We start from the raw sequence: 20102 nt of genomic DNA, 5'->3' as shown, positions 1-20102 counted from the left end.
GATCCCCGGGCCGTCCCTCTCGCCGTACGTCAGTTCTGGGCCGCGGCCCCGTCGGGCTGGTCGGCGGGCTCGATCGGCTGCGCGTCCAGGCCGGAGACCCAGCCGGTCACGTCCCGGGCCACGTCCTGAGCGGTGAGCCGCAGGTCGGTCAGGATCTGCGCGCGGGTGCCGTGCGGGTGCCAGTCGGCCGGCACACCCAGGTCCTTCAGCGGCACCCGGACGTCGGCGTCCCGCATCGCCTGGGCGAGCGCGTCGCCCACCCCGCCGACCCGGACGCCGTCCTCGACGGTGACCACCAGGCGGTGCCCGGCGGCCAGCTCGACCAGCTCGGCCGGGACCGGGCGGACCCACCGCGGGTCGACCACGGTCACGCCGTAGCCCTGCTCGGCGACCCGGGCGGCGACCTCCATGCCGAGCTGGCCGAAGGAGCCCACGGCCACCAGCAGCACGTCGGTACGGGCCGACTCGGCGAGCACGTCCACCGGGCCGACCCGGCGCAGCGCGGGCAGGTCGGCGGCGACGGCGCCGGTCGGGAACCGGACGATGGTGGGGCCGTCGTCGACGGCCACCGCCTCCCGCAGCTCCTCCCGCAGCGTCGCCGCGTCACGCGGGGCCGCGATCCGCAGGCCGGGGACCACCCCGAAGACGGACATGTCCCAGATGCCGTAGTGGCTGGGCCCGTCGGGACCGGTGATGCCGGCCCGGTCCAGCACGAAGGTGACCGGCAGCTTGTGCATCGCCACGTCCAGCAGCACCTGGTCGAAGGCGCGGTTGAGGAAGGTGGCGTAGACGGCGACCACCGGGTGCAGGCCACCCATCGCCAGGCCGGCCGCCGAGGTGGCGGCGTGCTGCTCGGCGATGCCCACGTCGTACACCCGCTCGGGGTGCTTGCGGGCCAGGGTGGCGATGCCGGTCGGCTCGGCCATCGCGGCGGTGATGCCCACCACGTCGGGGCGCTCGTCGGCGATGGCCACCAGCTCGTCGGCGAAGACGTGGGTCCACTTCACCGACGGGGCGGCGAGCAGCTTGCCGGTCTCGATGTCGAACGCGCCGCCCGGGCCGTGCAGGCGGTCCGCCTCGTCCTCCTCGGCGGCGCGGTAGCCGTAGCCCTTGCGGGTGACCGCGTGCACGATCACCGGGCCGCCGAAGTTCTTGGCGGCGCGCAGCGCCGACTCGACGGCGGCGACGTCGTGGCCGTCGACCGGCCCGACGTACTTGATGCCCAGGTCCTCGAACATGGCCTGCGGGGCGACCGCGTCCTTGATGCCCTTCTTGACCGCGTGCAGCACCTCGTACATCGGCTTGCCGACGAACGGGGTGTTGCCGAGCGCGTCCTTGACGGTGTCGAGCACCTTCTCGTAGCCGGGGTTGAGCCGCAGCGACGACAGGTGGTCGGCGAGGCCGCCGATGGTCGGCGAGTAGGACCGGCCGTTGTCGTTGACCACGATGACGAGGGGGTTGCCGGAGGTGGCGATGTTGTTCAGCGCCTCCCAGCACATGCCGCCGGTGAGCGCGCCGTCGCCGACCACGGCCACCACGGCGCGCTGCTCGCCGCGCAGCGCGTACGCCTTGGCCAGGCCGTCGGCGTAGGACAGGGCGGTGGAGGCGTGCGAGTTCTCGATCAGGTCGTGCTCGCTCTCGGCCTGACTCGGGTAGCCCGAGATGCCGCCACGCTGGCGCAGCTTGTCGAAGCCGCCCTGCCGCCCGGTGACGATCTTGTGCACGTACGCCTGGTGGCCGGTGTCGAACAGGAGGCGGTCCCGCGGGGAGTCGAACACCCGGTGCATGGCCAGGGTGAGCTCCACCACGCCCAGGTTCGGGCCGACGTGCCCGCCGGTGCGGGAGACCTTCGCGATCAGGAAGTCACGGATCTCGGCGGCGAGGATGTCCAGCTGCTCCCCCGACATCCGCTTGACGTCCTGGGGGCCACGAACGGTGTCCAGCAGCCGACCGTGGTTGGCCGTGCCCTCTTCAACACTCATGACCGGAGAGTCTATCGGCCGTCCGACACTCCGCAGCTCGGCCGTGCGGCACCGCAGGTCAGCCCGACACCACCAGCCGGCGCGGCGGGACGGGTGGCTCGGCCGCCCGGGACGGCCCGGAAGGGGTCCAGGAGCCCAGCACGGCGGCCCGCGCGGCCCCGGTCACCGAGGGCAGCGCCCCCGGCAGTCCGTGCCAGGAGAGCCAGCCCAGCAGGGCGAACGCGTACGCCTCCTTCGCCTGGGCCGGTACGCCCAGCTCGTCGGTGGTGCGCAGCCGCCACCGGCCGGCCCCCAGCGCGGCCAGCCGGCCGGTGAGTGTGGGATTGCGCACCCCGCCGCCGGCGGCCACCACCTCGGTCACCCGGTGCCGGTCGCACTCGGCGGCCACCGTCGCCGCGGTCAGCTCGGTCAGCGTGGCCAGCACGTCGTCGGCGGCCACCGGCTCGCCGAGCGCGGCCAGCTTCGCGTCCAGGTAGCCGGCGTGGAACAGCTCCTTGCCGGTGGACTTGGGTGGCGCCGCCGCGTAGTACGGCTCGGCCAGCAGCAGCGCCAGCAGTGCGGGGTGCACCCGGCCGGCGGCCGCCCGGGCCCCGTCGGTGTCGCACGGCCGGTCCAGCAGCTTCCGGGCGGCGGCGTCGAGCAGCGCGTTGGCCGGGCCCACGTCGTACCCGAGGACCGGCGCCTCCGGCGCGACCACGGTGAGGTTGGCGATGCCGCCCAGGTTGAGCGCCGCCCGCGGCCCGTCGGCCGCGTCGAGCAGCAGGGCGTCGAAGGCCGGCACCAGCGGCGCGCCCTGCCCGCCGGCCGCCACGTCCGCCGACCGCAGGTCCGACAGCACGGGTACGCCCACCCGCGCCGCCAACCGGGCCGGCGCACCCAGCTGGAGGGTGCCCCGGACCGTCCCGGCGTCGACCCAGTGGAAGACGGTCTGCCCGGGCGACACCACCGCGTCGGCCTGCCCGCCGGCCAGCTCGACGCCGAGCGCCGCCGCCTCGGCGAAGACCTCGCCGAGCCGGTTGTCCAGCCGGCAGACCGCCTCGATCGTGGTGGCCGCCGGGGGCAGCAGCGCGCCGATCGCCGACCGCAGCTCGTCGTCGTAGCCCAGCTCCCGGTGCCCCAGCGGGCGCATCCGCAGCGTCTGGCCGGCCCGGGTGAACTCGGCCGCCACCACGTCCACCCCGTCGTACGACGTCCCGGACATCAACCCGACGATCTTCACCGGGCCAGGCTAACCAGCTGCGCCCGGCAACAGAAGGCTCAGGCCGGCGGCAGGAAGAGGCCGACCAGCTCGACGTGCTGGGTCATCGGGAACAGGTCGTAGCCGCGCAGCGCCGCCAGCCGCCAGCCGGCCCCGGTGAAGGTGCGGACGTCCCGGGCGAAGGCGGCCGGGTCGCAGGCCACATACGCCACCGCGCGCGGCCCAGCGGCCAGCACGTCATGGACCACCCGCGCGCCCGCGCCGGAGCGCGGCGGGTCCAGCACCACCAGCTCCACCGGGCCGGTCACCCGCCGGCGGGCGAGAGCGGTCTCCACCCGGGCGGCCACCACCTCCACCCGGGGCAGGTCGGCCAGGTTCTCCCGGGCCGCCGCCACCCCGTCGGCGGCGGACTCGACCAGGGTGACCCGGGCGTCGCCGACCCGGCCGGCCAGCGCGGCGGCGAAGAGGCCCGCGCCGCCGTACAGGTCCCAGGCGCGCTCCCCCGGCTTCGGGTCGAGCAGCTCCAGCACCGCGCCCACGAGGGTGTCCGCCGCGGCCGGATGCACCTGCCAGAAGCCGGACGCGGGCAGCGTCCAGTCCCGCCCGGCCGCCCGCTCGCCGACCGTCTCCGGTCCGCTGAACAGGCTGGCGACCCCCTTGTCGACGGCGGTGACACTCACGTCGCCACCGGTGGAGGCCACCGTCTCCACGGCGTCCGCGTCCGGCCAGGGCGTGCCCAGCACCGGCAGCTCCTGGATCGCCGGGTGGGCGATCCGGCAGCGGTCGATCGGCACCACCTCGTGCGAGCGGTGCTTGAGCAGGCCGGCCCGGCCGGCGGCGTCGACCGCGTACCGGACCCGGGACCGCCAGCCCAGCGGGCCGCCGGGCAGCGCCTCGACGGCCACGCCCAGCGCGTCCACCTCGGCGTCGGTGAGGCCGGCCAGCCGGGTCAGCTGCTCGCGCACCACCGTGGCCTTCCAGGTCAGCTGGGCGGCGGGGGCGACGTGCTGGAGGTCGCAACCCCCGCACGCGCCCGGCTTCGCGTACGGGCAGGGCGGAACCACCCGGTCCGGGGAGGCGTCGAGCACCTCGACGGCGTCGGCCCGGGCGAACCCGCGGTGCAGCTCGGTGATCTCGGCGACCACCCGCTCACCGGGCAGCGCGTGCCGGACGAAGACCACCTGCCCGTCGACCCGGGCGACGCAGTGCCCGCCCGGGGCGACCGCGTCGACGGTCAACTCGACCCGCTCGGCCTCCTCCAGCACCCGCCGCCCGTCGGCCTCCGGCCCGGCGGCCGAGGGTCGGGTCACGCCGGAGCCGCCGGTCGCGGCGGTCACCGGGACTCCCCCGTGCCCGCGCCGCTCTCGCCGGGCGGCGCGGAGACCACCGGCGGCACGCTCGGCGGCAGGGTGCTGCGCGGCGCCACCCGCGGCCCACGGGCCGGCCCGCGGGTCAGCGTGGCGTCCAGCCGGTCCAGGTTCTTGCCGGCGGTGGAGGCGAGCTGCCACGGCACGCTGGTCACCATCACGCCCGGTTCGAACAGCAGCCGGCCCTTGAGGCGCAGCGCGCTCTGGTTGTGCAACAGGTTCTCCCACCAGCGGCCGACGACGTACTCGGGGATGAAGACGGTGACCACGTCGCGGGGCGACTCCCGGCGGACCGAGGCCACGAAGTTCAGGATCGGGCGGGTGATCTCCCGGTACGGGGAGTCGACCACGGTCAGCGGCACCGGCAGCTCGCGGCGTTCCCAGTCCGCCTGCAGGTCCCGGGTGTCCTTCTCGTCGACGTTGACGGTCACCGCGGTCAGCGTGTCGGGGCGGGTGGCCCGGGCGTACGCGATGGCCCGCAGCGTCGGCTGGTGCAGCTTGCTGACCAGCACGATGGCGTGGTTGCGGGCGGGCAGCACGCCGCGCACCTCGGTCGGCTCCAGCTCGGCGGCGACCCGGTCGTAGTGCCGCCGGATGGCCAGCATCAACAGGTAGATCACCGCCATCGCGGCGATCGCGATCCACGCGCCGAGCAGGAACTTGGTGAGCAGCACGATGACCAGCACGATGCCGGTCATGGCCATGCCGAAGGCGTTGATGGCCCGGGACCGCACCATCCGCCGCCGGGCCTCCGGGTCCCGCTCGGTACGCAGGTGCCGGTTCCAGTGCCGGATCATGCCGGCCTGGGAGAGGGTGAACGAGACGAACACCCCGACGATGTAGAGCTGGATCAGCCGGGTCACCTCGGCCTGGAAGCCGACGATCAGCACGATCGCGAAGCTGGCCAGGAAGACGATGCCGTTGGAGAAGGCCAGCCGGTCGCCCCGGGTGTGGAACTGCCGGGGCAGGTAGCGGTCCTGGGCCAGGATCGAGCCGAGCACCGGGAAGCCGTTGAACGCGGTGTTCGCGGCCAGGAAGAGGATCAGCGCGGTCATCCCGGCGACCACGAAGAGCAGCGCCGAGCCGGAGCCGAAGACCGTCTCGCCGAGCTGGGTGGTGACGGTCTTCTGCACGTACCCCTCGGGGCCGGAGAGGATCTGCGTGCTCGGGTCCTCGACGAACTGCAGTCCGGTGAGCCGGGCCAGCCAGATGATGCCGACCAGCATGCCCACCGCGATGCTGCCGAGCAGCAGCAGCGTGGTGGCCGCGTTGCGGGACTTCGGCGCCTTGAACGCGGGCACCCCGTTGGAGATCGCCTCCACGCCGGTCAGCGCGGCGCAGCCGGAGGAGAAGGTCCGCAGCAGCAGGAAGACCAGCGCGAAACCGGTCACGCTGTGCTCGGCCTGGATCTCCAGGCCGGCGCTCGGCGCGGTCAGGTCGTCACCGAGGACGAAGACCCGGAACAGGCCGGTGAGGATCATCCCGACCATCACGATGATGAAGCCGTAGGTGGGGATGGCGAACGCGGTCCCCGACTCCCGCAGCCCACGCAGGTTCATCGCGGTGAGCAGCGCCACCGCGGCGACCGCGACCGGCACCTTGTGGGTGGCGACGAAGGGCACCACCGAACCCAGGTTGGCCACCCCGGAGGAGACCGACACCGCCACCGTGAGCACGTAGTCGACCAGCAGCGCGCTGCCCACCGCCAGGCCGGCGCGTGGACCGAGGTTGACCGTGGCCACCTCGTAGTCGCCGCCGCCGGAGGGGTAGGCGTGCACGTTCTGCCGGTAGCTGGCGACGACCGTGAGCATCACCACCACCACGGCCAGCGCGATCCACGGCGAGAACAGGTACGCCGACGCGCCCGCGATGGAGAGGGTCAGCAGGATCTCGTCCGGGGCGTACGCCACGCTGGAGAGGGCGTCCGAGGCGAACACCGGCAGCGCGATGCGCTTCGGCAGGAGGGTGTGCTGGAGCCGGTCGGACCGGAACGGTCGACCGACGAGGAGCCGCTTCAGCAGTGAGGTGGGTCTGGCCACAAGCGCCAAGAGTACGACCACCGCCCGCCCGGTGGTGGGGGTGCCTGATCACCGTGGGCGGACGGGACGCGGTACGGTCGGTCCCCCGTTCACGCCGGGGACGTGGCAGGCTCGAAAGATGCACCGCCCGCAGCGTCGGGCGCGCACCTTGGGAGGACACCGCGCATGTCGTGATCATGGGCTGTGGCCGGGTCGGGTCGACCCTGGCCCACAGCCTGGAGTCCCGGGGGCACTCGGTGGCGGTGATCGACCAGGACGCCGACGCGTTCCGCCGGCTGGGCCCCGACTTCGCCGGGATCACGGTCACCGGCGCCGGCTTCGACGGCGAGGTGCTGCGCCAGGCGGGCATCGAGCGGGCCGACGCCTTCGCGGCGGTCTCCAGCGGCGACAACTCCAACATCATCTCGGCCCGGCTGGCCCGCGAGACGTTCGGCGTCTCCCGGGTCGCCGCCCGGATCTACGACCAGCGCCGGGCGCAGGTCTACGAGCGGCTGGGCATCCCCACGGTGGCCACCGTGCGGTGGACCGCCGACCGGATGCTGCGGCACCTGGTGCCCGAGGGGAACGTGGAGATCTTCCGCGACCCGACCAGCACCGTGTCGATCATGGAAGTGCCGGTGCACAAGGACTGGATCGGCCGGCCGCTGCGTGCCCTGGAGGACGCGGCGGGCGCCCGGGTGGCCTACCTGATCCGCTTCGGCATCGGCACCCTGCCCATCGCCTCCACGGTCGTGCAGGAGGGTGACCAGATCTTCATGCTGGTGACCGACGACATCACCGCGGCGGTCACGTCGGTGGCGGCGACGCCGCCGGAAGGAGGGCACTGAGCCATGCGGATCGCCATCGCGGGCGCCGGCAACGTGGGCCGGTCGATCGCCCAGGAGCTGATCGACAACGGGCACCAGGTGATGCTCATCGAGCGCCAGCCCAAGATGCTCCGGCCGGACCGGGTGCCGGCCGCCGACTGGGTGCTGGCCGACGCGTGCGAGCTGGCCAGCCTGGAGGAGGCGAACGTCTCCGGCTGCGACGTGGTGGTCGCCGCGACCGGCGACGACAAGGTCAACCTCGTGGTGTCGCTGCTGGCCAAGACCGAGTTCGCGGTGCCCCGGGTGGTGGCCCGGGTGAACCGCGCGGAGAACGAGTGGCTCTTCACCGAGCAGTGGGGGGTCGACGTCGCGGTCAGCAAGCCGCGGGTGATGGCCGCGCTGGTCGAGGAGGCGGTCACCGTCGGCGACCTGGTCCGGTTGATGACCTTCCGGCAGGGCGAGGCGAACCTGGTCGAGATCACCCTGCCACCCACCGCGCCCTACGTGGGGCAGCCGATCCACCAGGTGCCGATCCCCCGCGACGCCGCCCTGGTGGCGATCCTGCGCGGCAAGCGGGTGCTGGTACCCAGCCCGGACGACCCGATCGAGGCCGGCGACGAGCTGGTCTTCGTCTGCACCGCCGAGGTGGAGGACGAGGTCCGCGCGGTGATCCTCGGCCCGGACAGCGTCGAACGCACCCGCGGCGCGGGCTGAGCGGGCCCGGCGCGGGCTGAGCAAGGCCCGGCACGCGTTCGGCGGGCCGGGCGGGCCGTCAGGCGCCGGGCAGCGGGTCCGGCGCCGGCTCCCGGGTCACCCGGCGCACCGTCCAGACGGTGATCAGCAGCAGCAGGGCGTACGGCGGGTAGCCCAGGGCCAGCCGGGCGATGCCCAGCGCGGTGTCCTGCTGCGCCAGGTAGAGCGCGGCCTGCACCCCGACCTTGGCCAGCCAGACCACGCCCCAGAGCACGGTGAGCTGGGTGAAGGTGCGCACCAGCCGGGGGTCGTCCCGCCACTCGGAGCGCCCCTTGGCCACCAGCACCGACCAGATCCAGCCGACCAGCGGCTGCCGCAGCAGCGCGGAGAGCAGCAGCGCCAGGCCGTAGCCGATGCCGTAGAGGATGCCGGGGAGGTAGAAGTCCCGCTCGTCACCGGTGCGCCAGGCGATGGCCGCACCGATCGCGACGCCGAACAGCCCGTTGACGGCGTGCCGGACCGGCCGCCGCTGGACCAGCCGCACCACGGCGATCACCAGCGCCACCCCGACCGAGGCGAGCACCGCGGGGCGCAGCTCGCCGATCACGTTGGCGAGCACGAAGACGACCACCGGGATGCTGGACTCGACCAGCCCCCGCCAGCCGCCCAGCTGGTCGGCCATCTGCTCGGCCAGGGTGGGCAGCGGCTCCTCGTCGGGCACGCCGGTCGCCGGCTGCGTCGGCCGCTGGGCTCCGGCGGTCATCGTGGGTCCTCCGTCCGCCGCGTCCGCGTCGTCACTTCGGCGACTCCAGCTCGTAGTGCGGGTTGTAGATGACCTTGCGCTCGTCCCGTACGGCCACCCGGCCGCGGGCGGTCAGGTGCCGGCCCGGCTCGATCCCGGCGATGTGCCGCCGGCCCAGCCAGACCAGGGTGACCACGTCGCTGCCGTCGTACAGGTCGGCCTCGAGGGTGGGCAGGTTCGTCCGGGGAGTGTAGACCACGGTACGCAGTCGACCGCTGACGCAGACGACCTGACCCCGGGAACACTGCCGGGCCGGCATGCCGCCGGACTCGACGCTCTCCCGTTGCAGTTCCTGCGCCTCGATCTCGGCCTCGCTCGCGGTGAGCCGTTGCAGGATGCGCCGCAGCGACACCCGACCTCCGTCGGTCGTCATGACCTCCGCGTCACCCTCTCCACGCTGACCGGCCACGCCGGCACCGGCCGGCCCCGGTGCGCCGGAACCGTCCCGCCAGCGTACGCCGACGGGTCCGGTTCCGGCGGAACGGTGTGGCCGGGACCGGCGTTACCGGGTCAGACCTCGCGGGGCGCGCCGCCCTCGGCGGCCGTGTCGTCCGCCGAGGTGGCCTGGTCGGCGACCTCCCGGGGCAGCCGCAACGGCAGCGGCTCGCGGACCGGCTTCGCCTCGTGACCCCGGTCGACCACCAGGCCGTCCAGGCAGACCGCCAGCGGCCCGGCCGCCGACGGGTCGGTCGCCGCGCGGCCCTGGTAGACGCCGCGGACCATCCAGCGCGGCCCGTCGACGCCGACGAACCGCAGGTCGGTGATGCCGTCCGGGGTACGCACCCGGGCCTGCAACTCGGTGCCGTACTCGCCCTGGACCTCCTGGGCGGCGGCGCCGTCGTTGAACAGCGACTGGCGGATCTCCTCGCGCACCTCGTCCCAGATGCCCTCGCTGCGCGGGGCGGCGAAGACACCGAGCTGCAGGGCGTTGTCGCCGTGCACCAGCACCACCTGCTGGATCACGCCCTGCGGGTCGGCCTGCACGCGCACCTCGACCTCGGGCACCGCCGGGATCTGGAGGCTGCCCAGGTCGAGCCGGGGCATGTCGGCCGGCGCCTCGGAGGCGTCGTACGGCCCGCGGGCCGGCACCGCCGGCTCGTCCGCCGCGGAGGTCCCCAGGACCTCGGTGCCCCGCTCGTCCCGGCCGTTGTCCCGCTTTCGGGAGAAGATCACTGCGCCCACCCTCCGCTGTTCACACTCACCCTGCCACCTCTTCCGTCAACCCGCCGGCCCGATCCGGGTCGGCGCGCCGGCCCTCCGCCCCGGTCGGGTACGGCGTCAGCCCGGCGTGGCCGCCGGTCGAACCGTGCCCGCCCGAACCGCGCGGCGTGTCGGGCAGCTCGGCCACCGGCCGGAACTGCGCCCGCGCCACCTGCTGGACGACGAGCTGCGCGATCCGGTCACCGCGGGCGATCCGCGCCGGGGCGACCCGATCATGGTTGATCAGGTTGACCAGGATCTCACCCCGGTAGCCGGCGTCGACCGTACCGGGCGCGTTGAGCACGGTCACGCCGAGCCTGGCCGCGAGTCCGGACCGGGGGTGGACCAGCCCGACGTACCCCTCCGGGAGGGCCAGCGCCACGCCGGTCGGCACCAGCGCGCGTCCGCCGGGCGGCAGCTCCACGTCGGCGGCGGCGACCAGGTCGGCCCCGGCGTCACCGGGATGGGCGTACGCCGGCAACGGCAGCTCCGGGTCGAGCTGCCGCACCGGTACGGGTACGACGTCCGTCACGATCTTCCTCTTCCGTCCGGTTCCACTCGCTGCCCCTGACATCCTGCCGAATCGACGGGCGGCCGTGCGCCGTACCCTCGAACCGTGAGCGTGTCCCCGTCGCCGACGCCCGCCAACGCCGCCGTCGAATACTCCGAGAAGCTCCGGCTGCCCTGGTGGTACGCGCTGGCCGGGCTGGCCGTCGCCGCCCTGCTCGCCGCCGAGGTGTGGCTGGGCGGCGCGGGCGTACGCGCCTGGCTGCCCTTCGCGGTGCTGCTGCCGGCGACCGCCGCCGCCCTGTGGTGGCTGGGCCGGATCCGGGTCGCGGTACGCGACGGGGAGCTGCTGGTCGACGACGCGCGGCTGCCGGTCCGGTTCGTCGCCGACGCCGTCCCGTTGGACGCGGCCGGCCGCCGGGAGGTGCTGGGCGTCGGGGCCGACCCGCTCGCCTTCGTGGTGCAGCGGCCCTGGATCGGCGGCGCCGTGCAGGTGGTGCTCGACGACCCGGCCGACCCCACGCCGTTCTGGGTGGTCAGCTCCCGCCACCCGGTGGCGCTGGCCGAGGCGATCCTGCGGGCCCGCGGCCCGGCCTGACCGGCGGCTCAGCGCTTGCCGCGGCGGCGGCGCAGGTCGCCGCGGAGCTGGCCGGCCAGCGCAAGCGTGGAGCGTCGGTTGAGGTAGCCGGCCACGGCGGCGCCGGTCAGGAACGGTCCGAGGGTGGTCAGGTTGCGGCCGAATCGCTTGAGCAGGGTGTCCCGCAGCTCCTTGCGGGCGGCGGTGCCGAGCACGGCACTCACCCCCACGCCGGGCGTCATCGGGTTGATCCCCCGCTGGCCGGCCCAGGACTGGACCAGGGCGACCGCGCGCTGGGTGCCCGTGGCGGGGATCGGAATCCGGTAGATCTCGTGCAGCTCGCCGATGAGCTTCAGCTCGATCGCCACCACCACGACGGTCTCGGCGGCCAGCAGCACCGGCGCGGAGAGCAGGGTCGGGGTGGCCACCCACTCGACGGCGGCCACGCCGCCACCGGCCGCGCCCACCCCGGCGGTGGCCCGGGCGGCGTTGCGGACGAGCCGCTCGGCCAGCTCCTCGTCGTCCAGGCCGGGGAAGTGCCGGCGCAGGGTGGCGAGGTCACGGACCGGAACGTGCGGCGCGACGTCGGCGACGGTGTCGGTCATCCAGCGCAGCGCGGCCTTCGGCTTGAACAGGTCGGCGACCCCGCGGGCACGGGTCTCCCCGACCAGCCGGGTGAGCAGCTGACGACGGCGGGCCGGGGCGAGGTCGTCGGCGGTCAGCGCCGCCACGGTCTCCCCCAGCTCGTCCCGGGCGGCCAGCTCACGGCCGGCCGGTTCGTCCCGGTCGACCCCGACGCCGGGCCGGCTCGCGACGACGTCGTCGCTCACCGACAGGTCACCGGCGGCACGGTGGGCCGCGGGATCGGCGTCGTCCCGGTGGTCACCGGCCGACTTGTCGTCCCGCCCGCTGCGCCACTTCACGCCGCCACCCCGTTCCGTCCGGTGCCGGCGTACGCCCGGGGCGCGCCGGACACGGTCATCGGTCCGCTCATGGCGTTCGAACTCCCCGGTTCCGGCGACGCGGAAACCACCTGATCCGCGTCAGGCGGTTCCCCGCCGTCGGCGTCGGTGGGGTCGAACAGCGGCGGCCCCGTCCCGGAGGCCGCCGCTCGTGACTCGCGTCGTGATCAGACGCACTCTCGGCAGATCAGCTCGCCATTGCGCTCGACCGCCAGCTGGCTGCGGTGGTGCACCAGGAAGCAGCGCGCACACCGGAACTCGTCCTGCTGCATCGGTAGCACCTTGACCGTGAGCTCCTCGTCGGCCAGGTCAGCGCCGGGCAGCTCGAAGCTCTCGGCAACCTCGGCCTCGTCGACGTCCACGGCGCCCGACTGTGAGTCGACCCGCCGGGCCTTGAGCTCTTCCAGGCTGTCCTCGCCGAGGTCGACCTCGTCGCGACGCGGGGCGTCGTAGTCGGTGGCCATCGGTTTCACTCTCCCATATCGATATGGTCGCTTCCGGTTGTAACGCCGGACGACACTGTTTCGGTTCCGCTGGCCGGCCACCATTTGTGTCGGTCTCCCGACCCGGCTGCCGGCCGGACCGGGGCCGCCAGAGAAACGCCTCCGGCGAGCGCGGTACCTTACCTCCCCCTCGGGCGAGGCATGTATACCGCCCTCGCGGCAGAGATGTACGCCCCTGCGCCGGAAGTTGTTCCCAATGTGACTCAGGCGACACGAAGATAGGGGTAGTAGTACCTGGTTCCCGGTTGGCGCGCCGGCATGTCCGGCTGTTTCCACGCGACGGCCGGACACCCGTTAACCTCAGCGGCGTACTCGACGGCCGGCGGGGCGGCCCGACCGCCGACGGCCGCCGCCACCCACCCATCGCCCGGGAGCCCCCAGATGAGCTTTGCGCGAGTGCGAGCACTCGTTGTCGTCGGCCTGCTGGCGGTCGCCGCCCTGGTCGTCGTGGTCGTGGCCGTGGTCCGGGACTCGCAGGGCAACGCCGTCAGCGCCCAGAGCTGCCCGGACGGCTGGCCCCTGGCGGACCTGCGCCTGCGCGAGCAGAAGGACATCAAGATCAACGTCTTCAACGCGACCAGCACGCCCGGCCAGGCCGCCGAGGTGGCGGACGACTTCCGCTACCGCAAGTTCCAGATCAAGAAGGTCGACAACGCCAAGCAGCGGCTCGACGGCGTGGCGGTCCTGCGGTACGGCCCCAAGGGCGTCGGCTCCGCGCAGCTCCTGCGGGCGTACTTCCTGGACAACGTGAAGTTGAGCTGGGACATCAAGCGCAAGGACGACACGGTGGACGTGATCCTCGGCAGCCAGTTCCAGCAGCTGGCCACCACCACCGAGGTCAACCAGGCGCTGGGCGACCTGGGCACCCCGGACCTGCCCGACGGCACCTGCCCGATGCCCGCCGACAAGTAGTCCGCCCTTCGGGCACGGCCCGCCGGTCCGGGCCGCTCGCCCTCAGGGGCCGCCGGAGGCGTCCAGGTCCGCGAGCCGCTCGTGCAGCGGCCCGAACAGGGCCGGCGGCGCCGCCAGCACCAGGTCCGGTCCGGCCGCCCGACCACCGAGGCCGGCCACCCGCAACCCCGCCTCGGTGGCGACCAGCCCGCCAGCGGCCAGGTCCCAGGCGGCGAGCCCCTTCTCGTAGTACGCGTCGACCCGCCCCTCGGCGGCCAGGCAGAGATCGATGGCGGCCGCCCCGAACCGGCGGATGTCCCGGACGTGCTCGATCAGCCCGCCCAGCACCCGGGCCTGGTGCGCCCGCCGCTCGGCGGCGTAGCCGAACCCGGTGGCGACCAGCGCCTGCCCCAGATCGGTCTCGGTGGAGCAGCGCAGGCGGACGCCGTCCCGGTGGGCGCCGCCGCCGGACGTGGCGGTCCACTCCTCGCCGGTGGTGATGTTGCGGACCACCCCGGCGACCACCGTGCCGGCGACCTCCGCTGCCAGCGAGACCGCGCTGTTGGGCAGCCCGTACAGGTAGTTGACCGTGCCGTCGATCGGGTCGACGATCCAGCGCACGCCGTCGGAGCCGGCCGCGCCGGCGTCGCCCTCGCCGTACTCCTCGCCGAGCACCGCGTCGTCGGGGCGCAGCCGGCGCAGCGCGTCGAGGACCTGCCGCTCCACCGCCCGGTCGGCGGCGGTGACCACGTCGGTGGCGGTGCTCTTCGTCGCGGCCACCGAGACCCCCTCGGCCCGCATCCGGTACGCGGTGGCCGCGGCCTCCCGCGCCACCGCCACGGCGATCCGCAGCAGTTCCTCCGACGACGGCGCCGAACGGCTCATGGTTCGTCCCCTTCCCGCACGAGTGGGACCTCCCCCGCCGCGCGCGAGTATCATCCTTACAAAGTCCACATCTGCGCCGAATCGGCGGTCCCGACCGCCGGTACGCCGTGCGGCGCAGGATGATCGCGGCAGACGGCGTTACAATTCACCCCTGCCCACGCGCCACGGACCGCCAACGACCGGCCGGCCCGGGACACGGGGGTCCCTCAACCACATCGCCCGGCACGGTGTCCCGCGCTGCGCCGGACGACCCGGCCGTGCTCGCTCTTCGCCTCCGGAAGGTCATTCGTGACAGAACCCCGCCAGAACGGCGCCGACGTTCGCTCGCTCACCGACACCCTGATCGCCCACGCGCAGAGCGCGGGCGGGCAGCTGACGTCGGCTCAGCTCGCGCGCACCGTCGAGTCCGCCGAGGTGACTCCGGCCCAGGCCAAGAAGATCCTGCGGGCGCTCTCGGAAGCGGGCGTGACCGTGGTCGTGGACGGCTCGGCGAGCACCCGCCGCCGGGTCGCCGCCGCCCGCTCGGCTACTCCGGCGTCCCGGGCCACCACCGCCAAGACCACCAAGAAGGCCGCGGCGCCGGCCCCGAAGCAGGCGCCCGCCGCCGAGGAGGCGACTCCGGCGGCGGTCCGCAAGGCGGCTCCGCGCAAGGCCGCGGGCACCACGGCCGAGGTGGCCGCGAAGGCCGCCGCGCCGGCCAAGGCGACGAAGGCCACCCGGGCCACCAAGGCGACCGTGGCGGCCAAGGCGGCCGGGACCAAGGCCGCCAAGGGCGAGGGCGCCGAGGGCGACATCGACCCGGAGGAGCTGGCCGCCGAGATCGAGGACGTGGTGGTCGAGGAGCCGGCCGAGCTGGCCCGGGCCGCCGCGACCGACGCCGCCGCGTCGGCCACCGACAACGACTTCGAGTGGGACGACGAGGAGTCCGAGGCGCTCAAGCAGGCGCGTCGCGACGCCGAGCTGACCGCCTCCGCGGACTCCGTCCGGGCCTACCTCAAGCAGATCGGCAAGGTGCCGCTGCTCAACGCCGAGCAGGAGGTCGAGCTCGCCAAGCGGATCGAGGCCGGCCTCTACGCCGCCGAGCGGCTGCGCGCCGCCGACGAGGGCGAGGAGAAGCTCACCCGCGAGATGCAGCGGGACCTCGGCTGGATCTCCCGCGACGGCGAGCGGGCCAAGAACCACCTGCTGGAGGCCAACCTCCGCCTGGTGGTCTCGCTGGCCAAGCGGTACACGGGCCGCGGCATGGCGTTCCTGGACCTGATCCAGGAGGGCAACCTGGGCCTGATCCGCGCGGTCGAGAAGTTCGACTACACCAAGGGCTACAAGTTCTCCACGTACGCCACCTGGTGGATCCGGCAGGCCATCACCCGCGCCATGGCCGACCAGGCCCGCACCATCCGCATCCCGGTGCACATGGTCGAGGTGATCAACAAGCTCGGTCGCATCCAGCGCGAGCTGCTCCAGGACCTGGGCCGCGAGCCCACCCCGGAGGAGCTGGCCAAGGAGATGGACATCACACCGGAGAAGGTGCTGGAGATCCAGCAGTACGCCCGGGAGCCCATCTCGCTGGACCAGACCATCGGCGACGAGGGCGACAGCCAGCTCGGTGACTTCATCGAGGACTCGGAGGCCGTCGTGGCGGTCGACGCAGTCTCCTTCTCGCTGCTGCAGGACCAGCTCCAGCAGGTGCTGCAGACCCTCTCCGAGCGGGAGGCGGGGGTGGTCCGGCTGCGGTTCGGCCTGACCGACGGCCAACCGCGCACCCTGGACGAGATCGGCCAGGTGTACGGCGTGACCCGGGAGCGGATCCGGCAGATCGAGTCCAAGACGATGTCGAAGCTGCGCCACCCGTCCCGTTCACAGGTGCTGCGCGACTACCTGGACTGATCGAATTCGTCAACCGGCCGTGTCGCTTTGATCACCTGGCGTGCAACACCGCATGGTGACCGGCCGGTTGCACGAATGTGATCGTTGACGTGGCACCCTTGGTGCACGGCACACTGTGCCTGCCATGTGTGACCTCGGTCCCCCGCGGGCACTCAGGGAAGGCAGCACCCCTCGTGGGTGTTGCAGGATAGGTGAGCAACGACCGAAGAGATTGTTCATCGGTGACGACCAGAGGAGGAAGGCGATGACCCCGACCCTCACGCCGCCGCCCGAGACGGTGAGCCCCCCGGCCGCCGATGAACGGTGCGACCGCTGCAATGCTGCCGGCAAGCTCCGGATCACTCTGGCTGGTGGAAGCGAACTGGTGTTCTGCGGGCACCACGCGAACAAGTACGCGGAGGATCTCGTGAAGATCACCGTGCGGTACGCGACGGACCCGGAGTTCAGCTGGCGTGGCGCCGATCTGATGGCGAACTGAATTCATAACCGCAACCCGACGACAAAGCCGACCGGAGGCGCCCACCAGGGCCCTCCGGTCGGCTTTTTCCAGATGGCCGAGGATCGACCGGGTGCGGACATCGGTCGGGCCGCCTACAGACTTGAGAGCGTGGACGACTCAGCGGAGGCGCGGGCCGGATCCGACCGGGTCCCCGGGGGCCTGCGGGGGACCCCGATATCGGCGACCTGACGCACCGGCGGACACCGTCTCCCGCGGGGGCACGCGCTTCCCGCCGGGTGAGTCACCGGTGCTCTCAAGTCTGTAGGCACCAGAAGGGCCGGGCCGGGCACGATCCGCAGCGGGGGGCGAGCACGGGCCCCAACTCGGCCCGGCCCGACCAACCGGACAGGGCGACCCGCCGCAACCCGGCCCTGTCGAAGCCCGGAACGCCACGACCTGGCGAACGTCGGCTCAGAGGGTCTGGACGGTGGCGATGCGTTCCTCGAGCTGTTCGATGGTCGCCTGGGCGCTGGGCGGCCCCCCGCACAACCGCCGCAGCTCCGCGTGGATCTTGCCGTGCGGCTGTCCGGTGCGGTGGTGCCGGGCGGCCACCAGGGCGTTCAGCTGGCGCCTGAGGGCCACCCGACGCTGGGCGGCGCTCATCGGTGCCGGCGGCGCCGCGGAGGCCGCAGGGGCCGTCTCGACGGGCTGCGCGGCCGCCCGGCGGCGCTGGGCGGCCAGCTGGTCGGCCTGGCGCTTGGTCAGCAGCAGCGAGACCTGATCGGCGGTGAGCAGGCCGGGCAGGCCCAGGTATTCCTCCTCCTCCGGCGTGCCGGCCTGGGCGGCCGTGCCGAAGGACGCGCCGTCGAAGATCACCTGGTCCAGCTCGGCGGTGGCGGAGAGCGCCGCGAAGCGCTTCTCCAGCTCCCCGCTGGCCTGGTCGTCGCGCTGGGCGCGTTCCAGCAGGTCGTCGTCGAAGCCCTCGCGGTCCTTCGGCTTGCCGAGCACGTGGTCCCGCTCGGCCTCCATCTCGCTGGCCAGCCCGAGCAGGTGCGGCACGCTGGGTAGGAAGACCGAGGCGGTCTCCCCGGGCCGGCGGGCCCGGACGAAACGGCCGATCGCCTGGGCGAAGTAGAGCGGGGTGCTCGCGCTGGTCGCGTAGACACCGACGGCCAGCCGGGGGATGTCGACGCCCTCGGAGACCATCCGGACCGCGACCAGCCAACGCTGCTCGGAGGCCGCGAACGTCGCGATCCGCGCGGACGCGCCCTGGTCGTCGGAGAGCACCACCGCGGCCTTCTCGCCGGTGAGCTGCTCGATCAGCTTCGCGTACGCGCGGGCCACCTGCTGGTCGGTGGCGATCACCAGGCCGCCGGCGTCGGGCATGCCGTTCTCGCGCAGCACGGTCAGCCGGGCGTCGGCGGCGCGGAGCACCTGGGGCATCCAGTCGCCGGCCGGGTCCAGCGCGGTACGCCAGGCCTGCGCGATGAGGTCCTGGGTCATCGGCTCACCCAGCCGGGCGGCCAGTTCGTCACCGGCGTTGGTGCGCCACCGGGTCTCCCCCGAGTACGCCAGGAAGAGCACCGGCCGGACCACGCCGTCGCGCAGCGCGTCGGAGTAGCCGTAGACGGAGTCGGCGCGGGAGCGGAGCAGCCCGTCCCCGCCCCGCTCGTAGCTGACGAACGGGATCGGGTTGTCGTCGGAGCGGAACGGCGTGCCGGTGAGCATCAGCCGGCGTACGGCGGGCTCGAAGGCGGCCTTGACGCCGTCGCCCCAGGTCCGGGAGTCGCCGGCGTGGTGGATCTCGTCGAGGACGACCAGGGTGCGCCGGGTCATGGTGCGCCGGCGGTGCACCTGCGGGGCCATGCCGACCTGGGCGTAGGTCACCACCGCGCCGTGGAAGTCGGCGGAGGAGTGCAGGTCGGCGTTGCGGAACGCGGAGTCGAGCTGGACGCCGACCCGGGCGGCGGCCTGCGCCCACTGGGTCTTCAGGTGCTCGGTCGGGGCGACCACGGTGACCGCCTCGACGGTGCCGTCGGCGAGCAGCTCGGCGGCGATCCGCAGGGCGAAGGTGGTCTTGCCCGCGCCCGGCGTGGCGACCGCGGTGAAGTCATCGGTCCGGCGGCGCAGGTATTCCACCAGCGCCTTGCGCTGCCACGCGCGTAGTGCCGGAAACGTCTCGAGCGCCGGCGTCCGGGCTGCCACGCGAAGGCTCCTCTCCGACCGCACGAAGGCGGACCCCGGCCGAGGGCCACGGGTACCGCCGCCCATGAAAACGCCTCCGCGCAGTAGCTGCCGCGAAGGCCGACTCAGCATAACCAGCCGGGCCCCGTCGCCCCACCCGACGCCACGCCCGTCACATCCGCCACCCCCGCCCGACCCCGGACCGGAGCCAGGTGCGGCAGACGGACCGGTGCGGCGGTTCAGCCCTGCGGGCCGCGTACGCCGGTGCGGGGCGGGCGCATCGCCGGTACCGGGGCGGACCAGCGCCGCCGCAGCGCCACCAGCCGCAGCGCGAAGACCAGCACGGCGGCGCCGGTGAGCCAGGCGGCGTTGGCCAGGCCGGCGACGTTCAGCAGCGCCACCGCGATCGAGCCGGCGAGCGCGGCCACCGCGTAGATCTCCCGCCGCAGCACCACCGGGATCTCCCCGGTGAGCAGGTCACGGCCCAACCCGCCGCCGATCGCGGTGAGCATGCCGATCATGCAGGCGCCGACCGCGGGCACGTGCGCGTCGAGCGCCTTGAGGGTGCCGGTGACGGTGAACAGCCCGAGACCGGCCGCGTCGAGCACCAGCACGGTGGTGCGCAACCGGGCGAGCTGGGGGTGCAGCCAGAAGACCGCGGTGGCGGTGGCGGCGGCGGTCACCGCGTACCGCCAGTCGCCGAAGGCCAGCGGGGGCACCTCGTCGATGACCAGGTCCCGGAAGATGCCGCCACCGAGCGCGGCGACCACTCCGACGAAGACGACGCCGAAGATGTCGAGCCGTTTGGCCACCGCCGCGGAGGCCCCGGAGGCGGCGAAGACGGCCACCCCGGTGAGATCGGCGAAGAGCAGGGCGGTGGAGGTGTTCACCGCCGCAGGGTACGGCGCGGCCGAACCGGCCGGACCGGGATCAGGCGGCCCAGGAGTCGTAGATCTCCTTGCACTTCGGGCAGACCGGGGAACCCGGCTTGGCGGCCTTGGTCACCGGGAACTTCTCTCCGCAGAGCGCCTCGACGAAGGTGCCCATCACGGCACTCTCGGCGATCTTGTCCTTGCGGACGTAGTGGAACATCTCCGGACCGGTGTCGGCGTCCTTCACCTCGGGACGCTCGAGAACCTCTGTGCTCACTGTCACACCTCCACGCTCTGACAACGTTCCA

General features: G+C 73.6%; 20 protein-coding genes. 6 read left to right on the top strand and 14 right to left on the bottom strand.

All coding sequences use genetic code 11. The features are described from left to right. Nucleotides 1–29 precede the first annotated feature (29 nt). The 4 genes from dxs to GA0074704_RS11365 form a co-directional block, all read right to left on the bottom strand. Nucleotides 30–1982: a 1-deoxy-D-xylulose-5-phosphate synthase gene (gene dxs, locus GA0074704_RS11380; RefSeq protein ID WP_088970477.1), complete on the bottom strand. Its 1953-nt coding sequence runs from the start codon at nucleotides 1980–1982 to the stop codon at nucleotides 30–32. Nucleotides 1983–2040: 58 nt separating this feature from the next. After that, on the bottom strand, nucleotides 2041–3201 hold the full coding sequence (locus tag GA0074704_RS11375; RefSeq protein ID WP_088970476.1) for an anhydro-N-acetylmuramic acid kinase: 1161 nt from the start codon (nucleotides 3199–3201) through the stop codon (nucleotides 2041–2043). Nucleotides 3202–3239: 38 nt separating this feature from the next. Continuing rightward, entirely contained in the window at nucleotides 3240–4445 is a 1206-nt protein-coding gene (locus GA0074704_RS11370; RefSeq protein ID WP_088973607.1) for a class I SAM-dependent RNA methyltransferase, read from the bottom strand. A 68-nt stretch (nucleotides 4446–4513) separates the two neighbouring features. Further along, entirely contained in the window at nucleotides 4514–6586 is a 2073-nt protein-coding gene (locus GA0074704_RS11365) for an APC family permease (RefSeq protein WP_088970475.1), read from the bottom strand. 176 nt (nucleotides 6587–6762) lie between these two features. Here GA0074704_RS11365 and GA0074704_RS11360 point away from each other — a divergent pair, with 176 nt between their 5' ends. Both GA0074704_RS11360 and GA0074704_RS11355 read left to right on the top strand, forming a co-directional pair. Next, the gene (locus GA0074704_RS11360; protein WP_088973606.1) at nucleotides 6763–7413 is read left to right on the top strand and encodes a potassium channel family protein; all 651 of its coding nucleotides are present in this window, start codon (nucleotides 6763–6765) and stop codon (nucleotides 7411–7413) included. Nucleotides 7414–7416: 3 nt separating this feature from the next. Next, entirely contained in the window at nucleotides 7417–8106 is a 690-nt protein-coding gene (locus GA0074704_RS11355) for a potassium channel family protein (RefSeq protein ID WP_088970474.1), read from the top strand. Between the two features lie 58 nt (nucleotides 8107–8164). Here GA0074704_RS11355 and GA0074704_RS11350 read toward each other — a convergent pair whose 3' ends face one another. The 4 genes from GA0074704_RS11350 to dut all read right to left on the bottom strand — a co-directional run bounded on the left by GA0074704_RS11350 (nucleotide 8165) and on the right by dut (nucleotide 10619). Next, nucleotides 8165–8848 carry a DUF3159 domain-containing protein gene (locus GA0074704_RS11350; RefSeq protein WP_088970473.1) on the bottom strand — a complete coding sequence of 228 codons (684 nt, stop codon included), beginning with the start codon at nucleotides 8846–8848 and terminating at the stop codon, nucleotides 8165–8167. Between the two features lie 31 nt (nucleotides 8849–8879). Beyond that, the gene (locus GA0074704_RS11345; protein ID WP_088970472.1) at nucleotides 8880–9260 is read right to left on the bottom strand and encodes an OB-fold nucleic acid binding domain-containing protein; all 381 of its coding nucleotides are present in this window, start codon (nucleotides 9258–9260) and stop codon (nucleotides 8880–8882) included. Between the two features lie 137 nt (nucleotides 9261–9397). Further along, entirely contained in the window at nucleotides 9398–10060 is a 663-nt protein-coding gene (locus GA0074704_RS11340; RefSeq protein WP_088970471.1) for a DUF3710 domain-containing protein, read from the bottom strand. A 25-nt stretch (nucleotides 10061–10085) separates the two neighbouring features. Continuing rightward, on the bottom strand, nucleotides 10086–10619 hold the full coding sequence (dut, locus tag GA0074704_RS11335) for a dUTP diphosphatase (protein WP_172880519.1): 534 nt from the start codon (nucleotides 10617–10619) through the stop codon (nucleotides 10086–10088). An 84-nt stretch (nucleotides 10620–10703) separates the two neighbouring features. Here dut and GA0074704_RS11330 point away from each other — a divergent pair, with 84 nt between their 5' ends. Beyond that, nucleotides 10704–11192 carry a DUF3093 domain-containing protein gene (locus tag GA0074704_RS11330; RefSeq protein ID WP_088970469.1) on the top strand — a complete coding sequence of 163 codons (489 nt, stop codon included), beginning with the start codon at nucleotides 10704–10706 and terminating at the stop codon, nucleotides 11190–11192. An 8-nt stretch (nucleotides 11193–11200) separates the two neighbouring features. On the opposite strand, the gene GA0074704_RS11325 is transcribed toward GA0074704_RS11330, so the two are convergent. Further along, a complete protein-coding gene (locus GA0074704_RS11325) occupies nucleotides 11201–11932 on the bottom strand; it encodes a hypothetical protein (protein ID WP_088973605.1) in 732 nt (243 codons plus the stop codon). A 368-nt stretch (nucleotides 11933–12300) separates the two neighbouring features. Next, nucleotides 12301–12597, bottom strand: coding sequence for a DUF4193 domain-containing protein (locus GA0074704_RS11320; protein WP_007075406.1), 297 nt, complete (start codon nucleotides 12595–12597; stop codon nucleotides 12301–12303). A 435-nt stretch (nucleotides 12598–13032) separates the two neighbouring features. Here GA0074704_RS11320 and GA0074704_RS11315 point away from each other — a divergent pair, with 435 nt between their 5' ends. After that, nucleotides 13033–13548, top strand: coding sequence for a LytR C-terminal domain-containing protein (locus GA0074704_RS11315; protein ID WP_172880516.1), 516 nt, complete (start codon nucleotides 13033–13035; stop codon nucleotides 13546–13548). Between the two features lie 42 nt (nucleotides 13549–13590). Here GA0074704_RS11315 and GA0074704_RS11310 read toward each other — a convergent pair whose 3' ends face one another. Next, complete coding sequence (locus tag GA0074704_RS11310; protein WP_088970467.1) at nucleotides 13591–14412, bottom strand: inositol monophosphatase family protein; 822 nt, start codon at nucleotides 14410–14412, stop codon at nucleotides 13591–13593. 288 nt (nucleotides 14413–14700) lie between these two features. Between GA0074704_RS11310 and GA0074704_RS11305 the strand changes: the two genes are divergently transcribed. Both GA0074704_RS11305 and GA0074704_RS11300 read left to right on the top strand, forming a co-directional pair. Beyond that, the gene (locus GA0074704_RS11305) at nucleotides 14701–16299 is read left to right on the top strand and encodes an RNA polymerase sigma factor (protein ID WP_088970466.1); all 1599 of its coding nucleotides are present in this window, start codon (nucleotides 14701–14703) and stop codon (nucleotides 16297–16299) included. Between the two features lie 244 nt (nucleotides 16300–16543). Further along, nucleotides 16544–16777: a DUF7455 domain-containing protein gene (locus GA0074704_RS11300; RefSeq protein WP_073835435.1), complete on the top strand. Its 234-nt coding sequence runs from the start codon at nucleotides 16544–16546 to the stop codon at nucleotides 16775–16777. A gap of 432 nt (nucleotides 16778–17209) precedes the next feature. Here the strand turns inward: GA0074704_RS11300 and GA0074704_RS11295 are convergent, their stop codons facing one another. The 3 genes from GA0074704_RS11295 to GA0074704_RS11285 all read right to left on the bottom strand — a co-directional run bounded on the left by GA0074704_RS11295 (nucleotide 17210) and on the right by GA0074704_RS11285 (nucleotide 20077). Beyond that, nucleotides 17210–18943 carry a DEAD/DEAH box helicase gene (locus GA0074704_RS11295; protein WP_088970465.1) on the bottom strand — a complete coding sequence of 578 codons (1734 nt, stop codon included), beginning with the start codon at nucleotides 18941–18943 and terminating at the stop codon, nucleotides 17210–17212. A 218-nt stretch (nucleotides 18944–19161) separates the two neighbouring features. After that, nucleotides 19162–19812, bottom strand: coding sequence for a trimeric intracellular cation channel family protein (locus GA0074704_RS11290; RefSeq protein WP_088970464.1), 651 nt, complete (start codon nucleotides 19810–19812; stop codon nucleotides 19162–19164). A gap of 40 nt (nucleotides 19813–19852) precedes the next feature. Next, entirely contained in the window at nucleotides 19853–20077 is a 225-nt protein-coding gene (locus tag GA0074704_RS11285) for a DUF3039 domain-containing protein (protein WP_172880513.1), read from the bottom strand. Between the last annotated feature and the right edge of the window lie 25 nt (nucleotides 20078–20102).

This window comes from Micromonospora siamensis, assembly GCF_900090305.1.
Classification (GTDB): domain Bacteria; phylum Actinomycetota; class Actinomycetes; order Mycobacteriales; family Micromonosporaceae; genus Micromonospora; species Micromonospora siamensis.
Note: the sequence above shows the minus strand (reverse complement) of the source record. Positions and strands in the feature narration are given on the sequence as shown.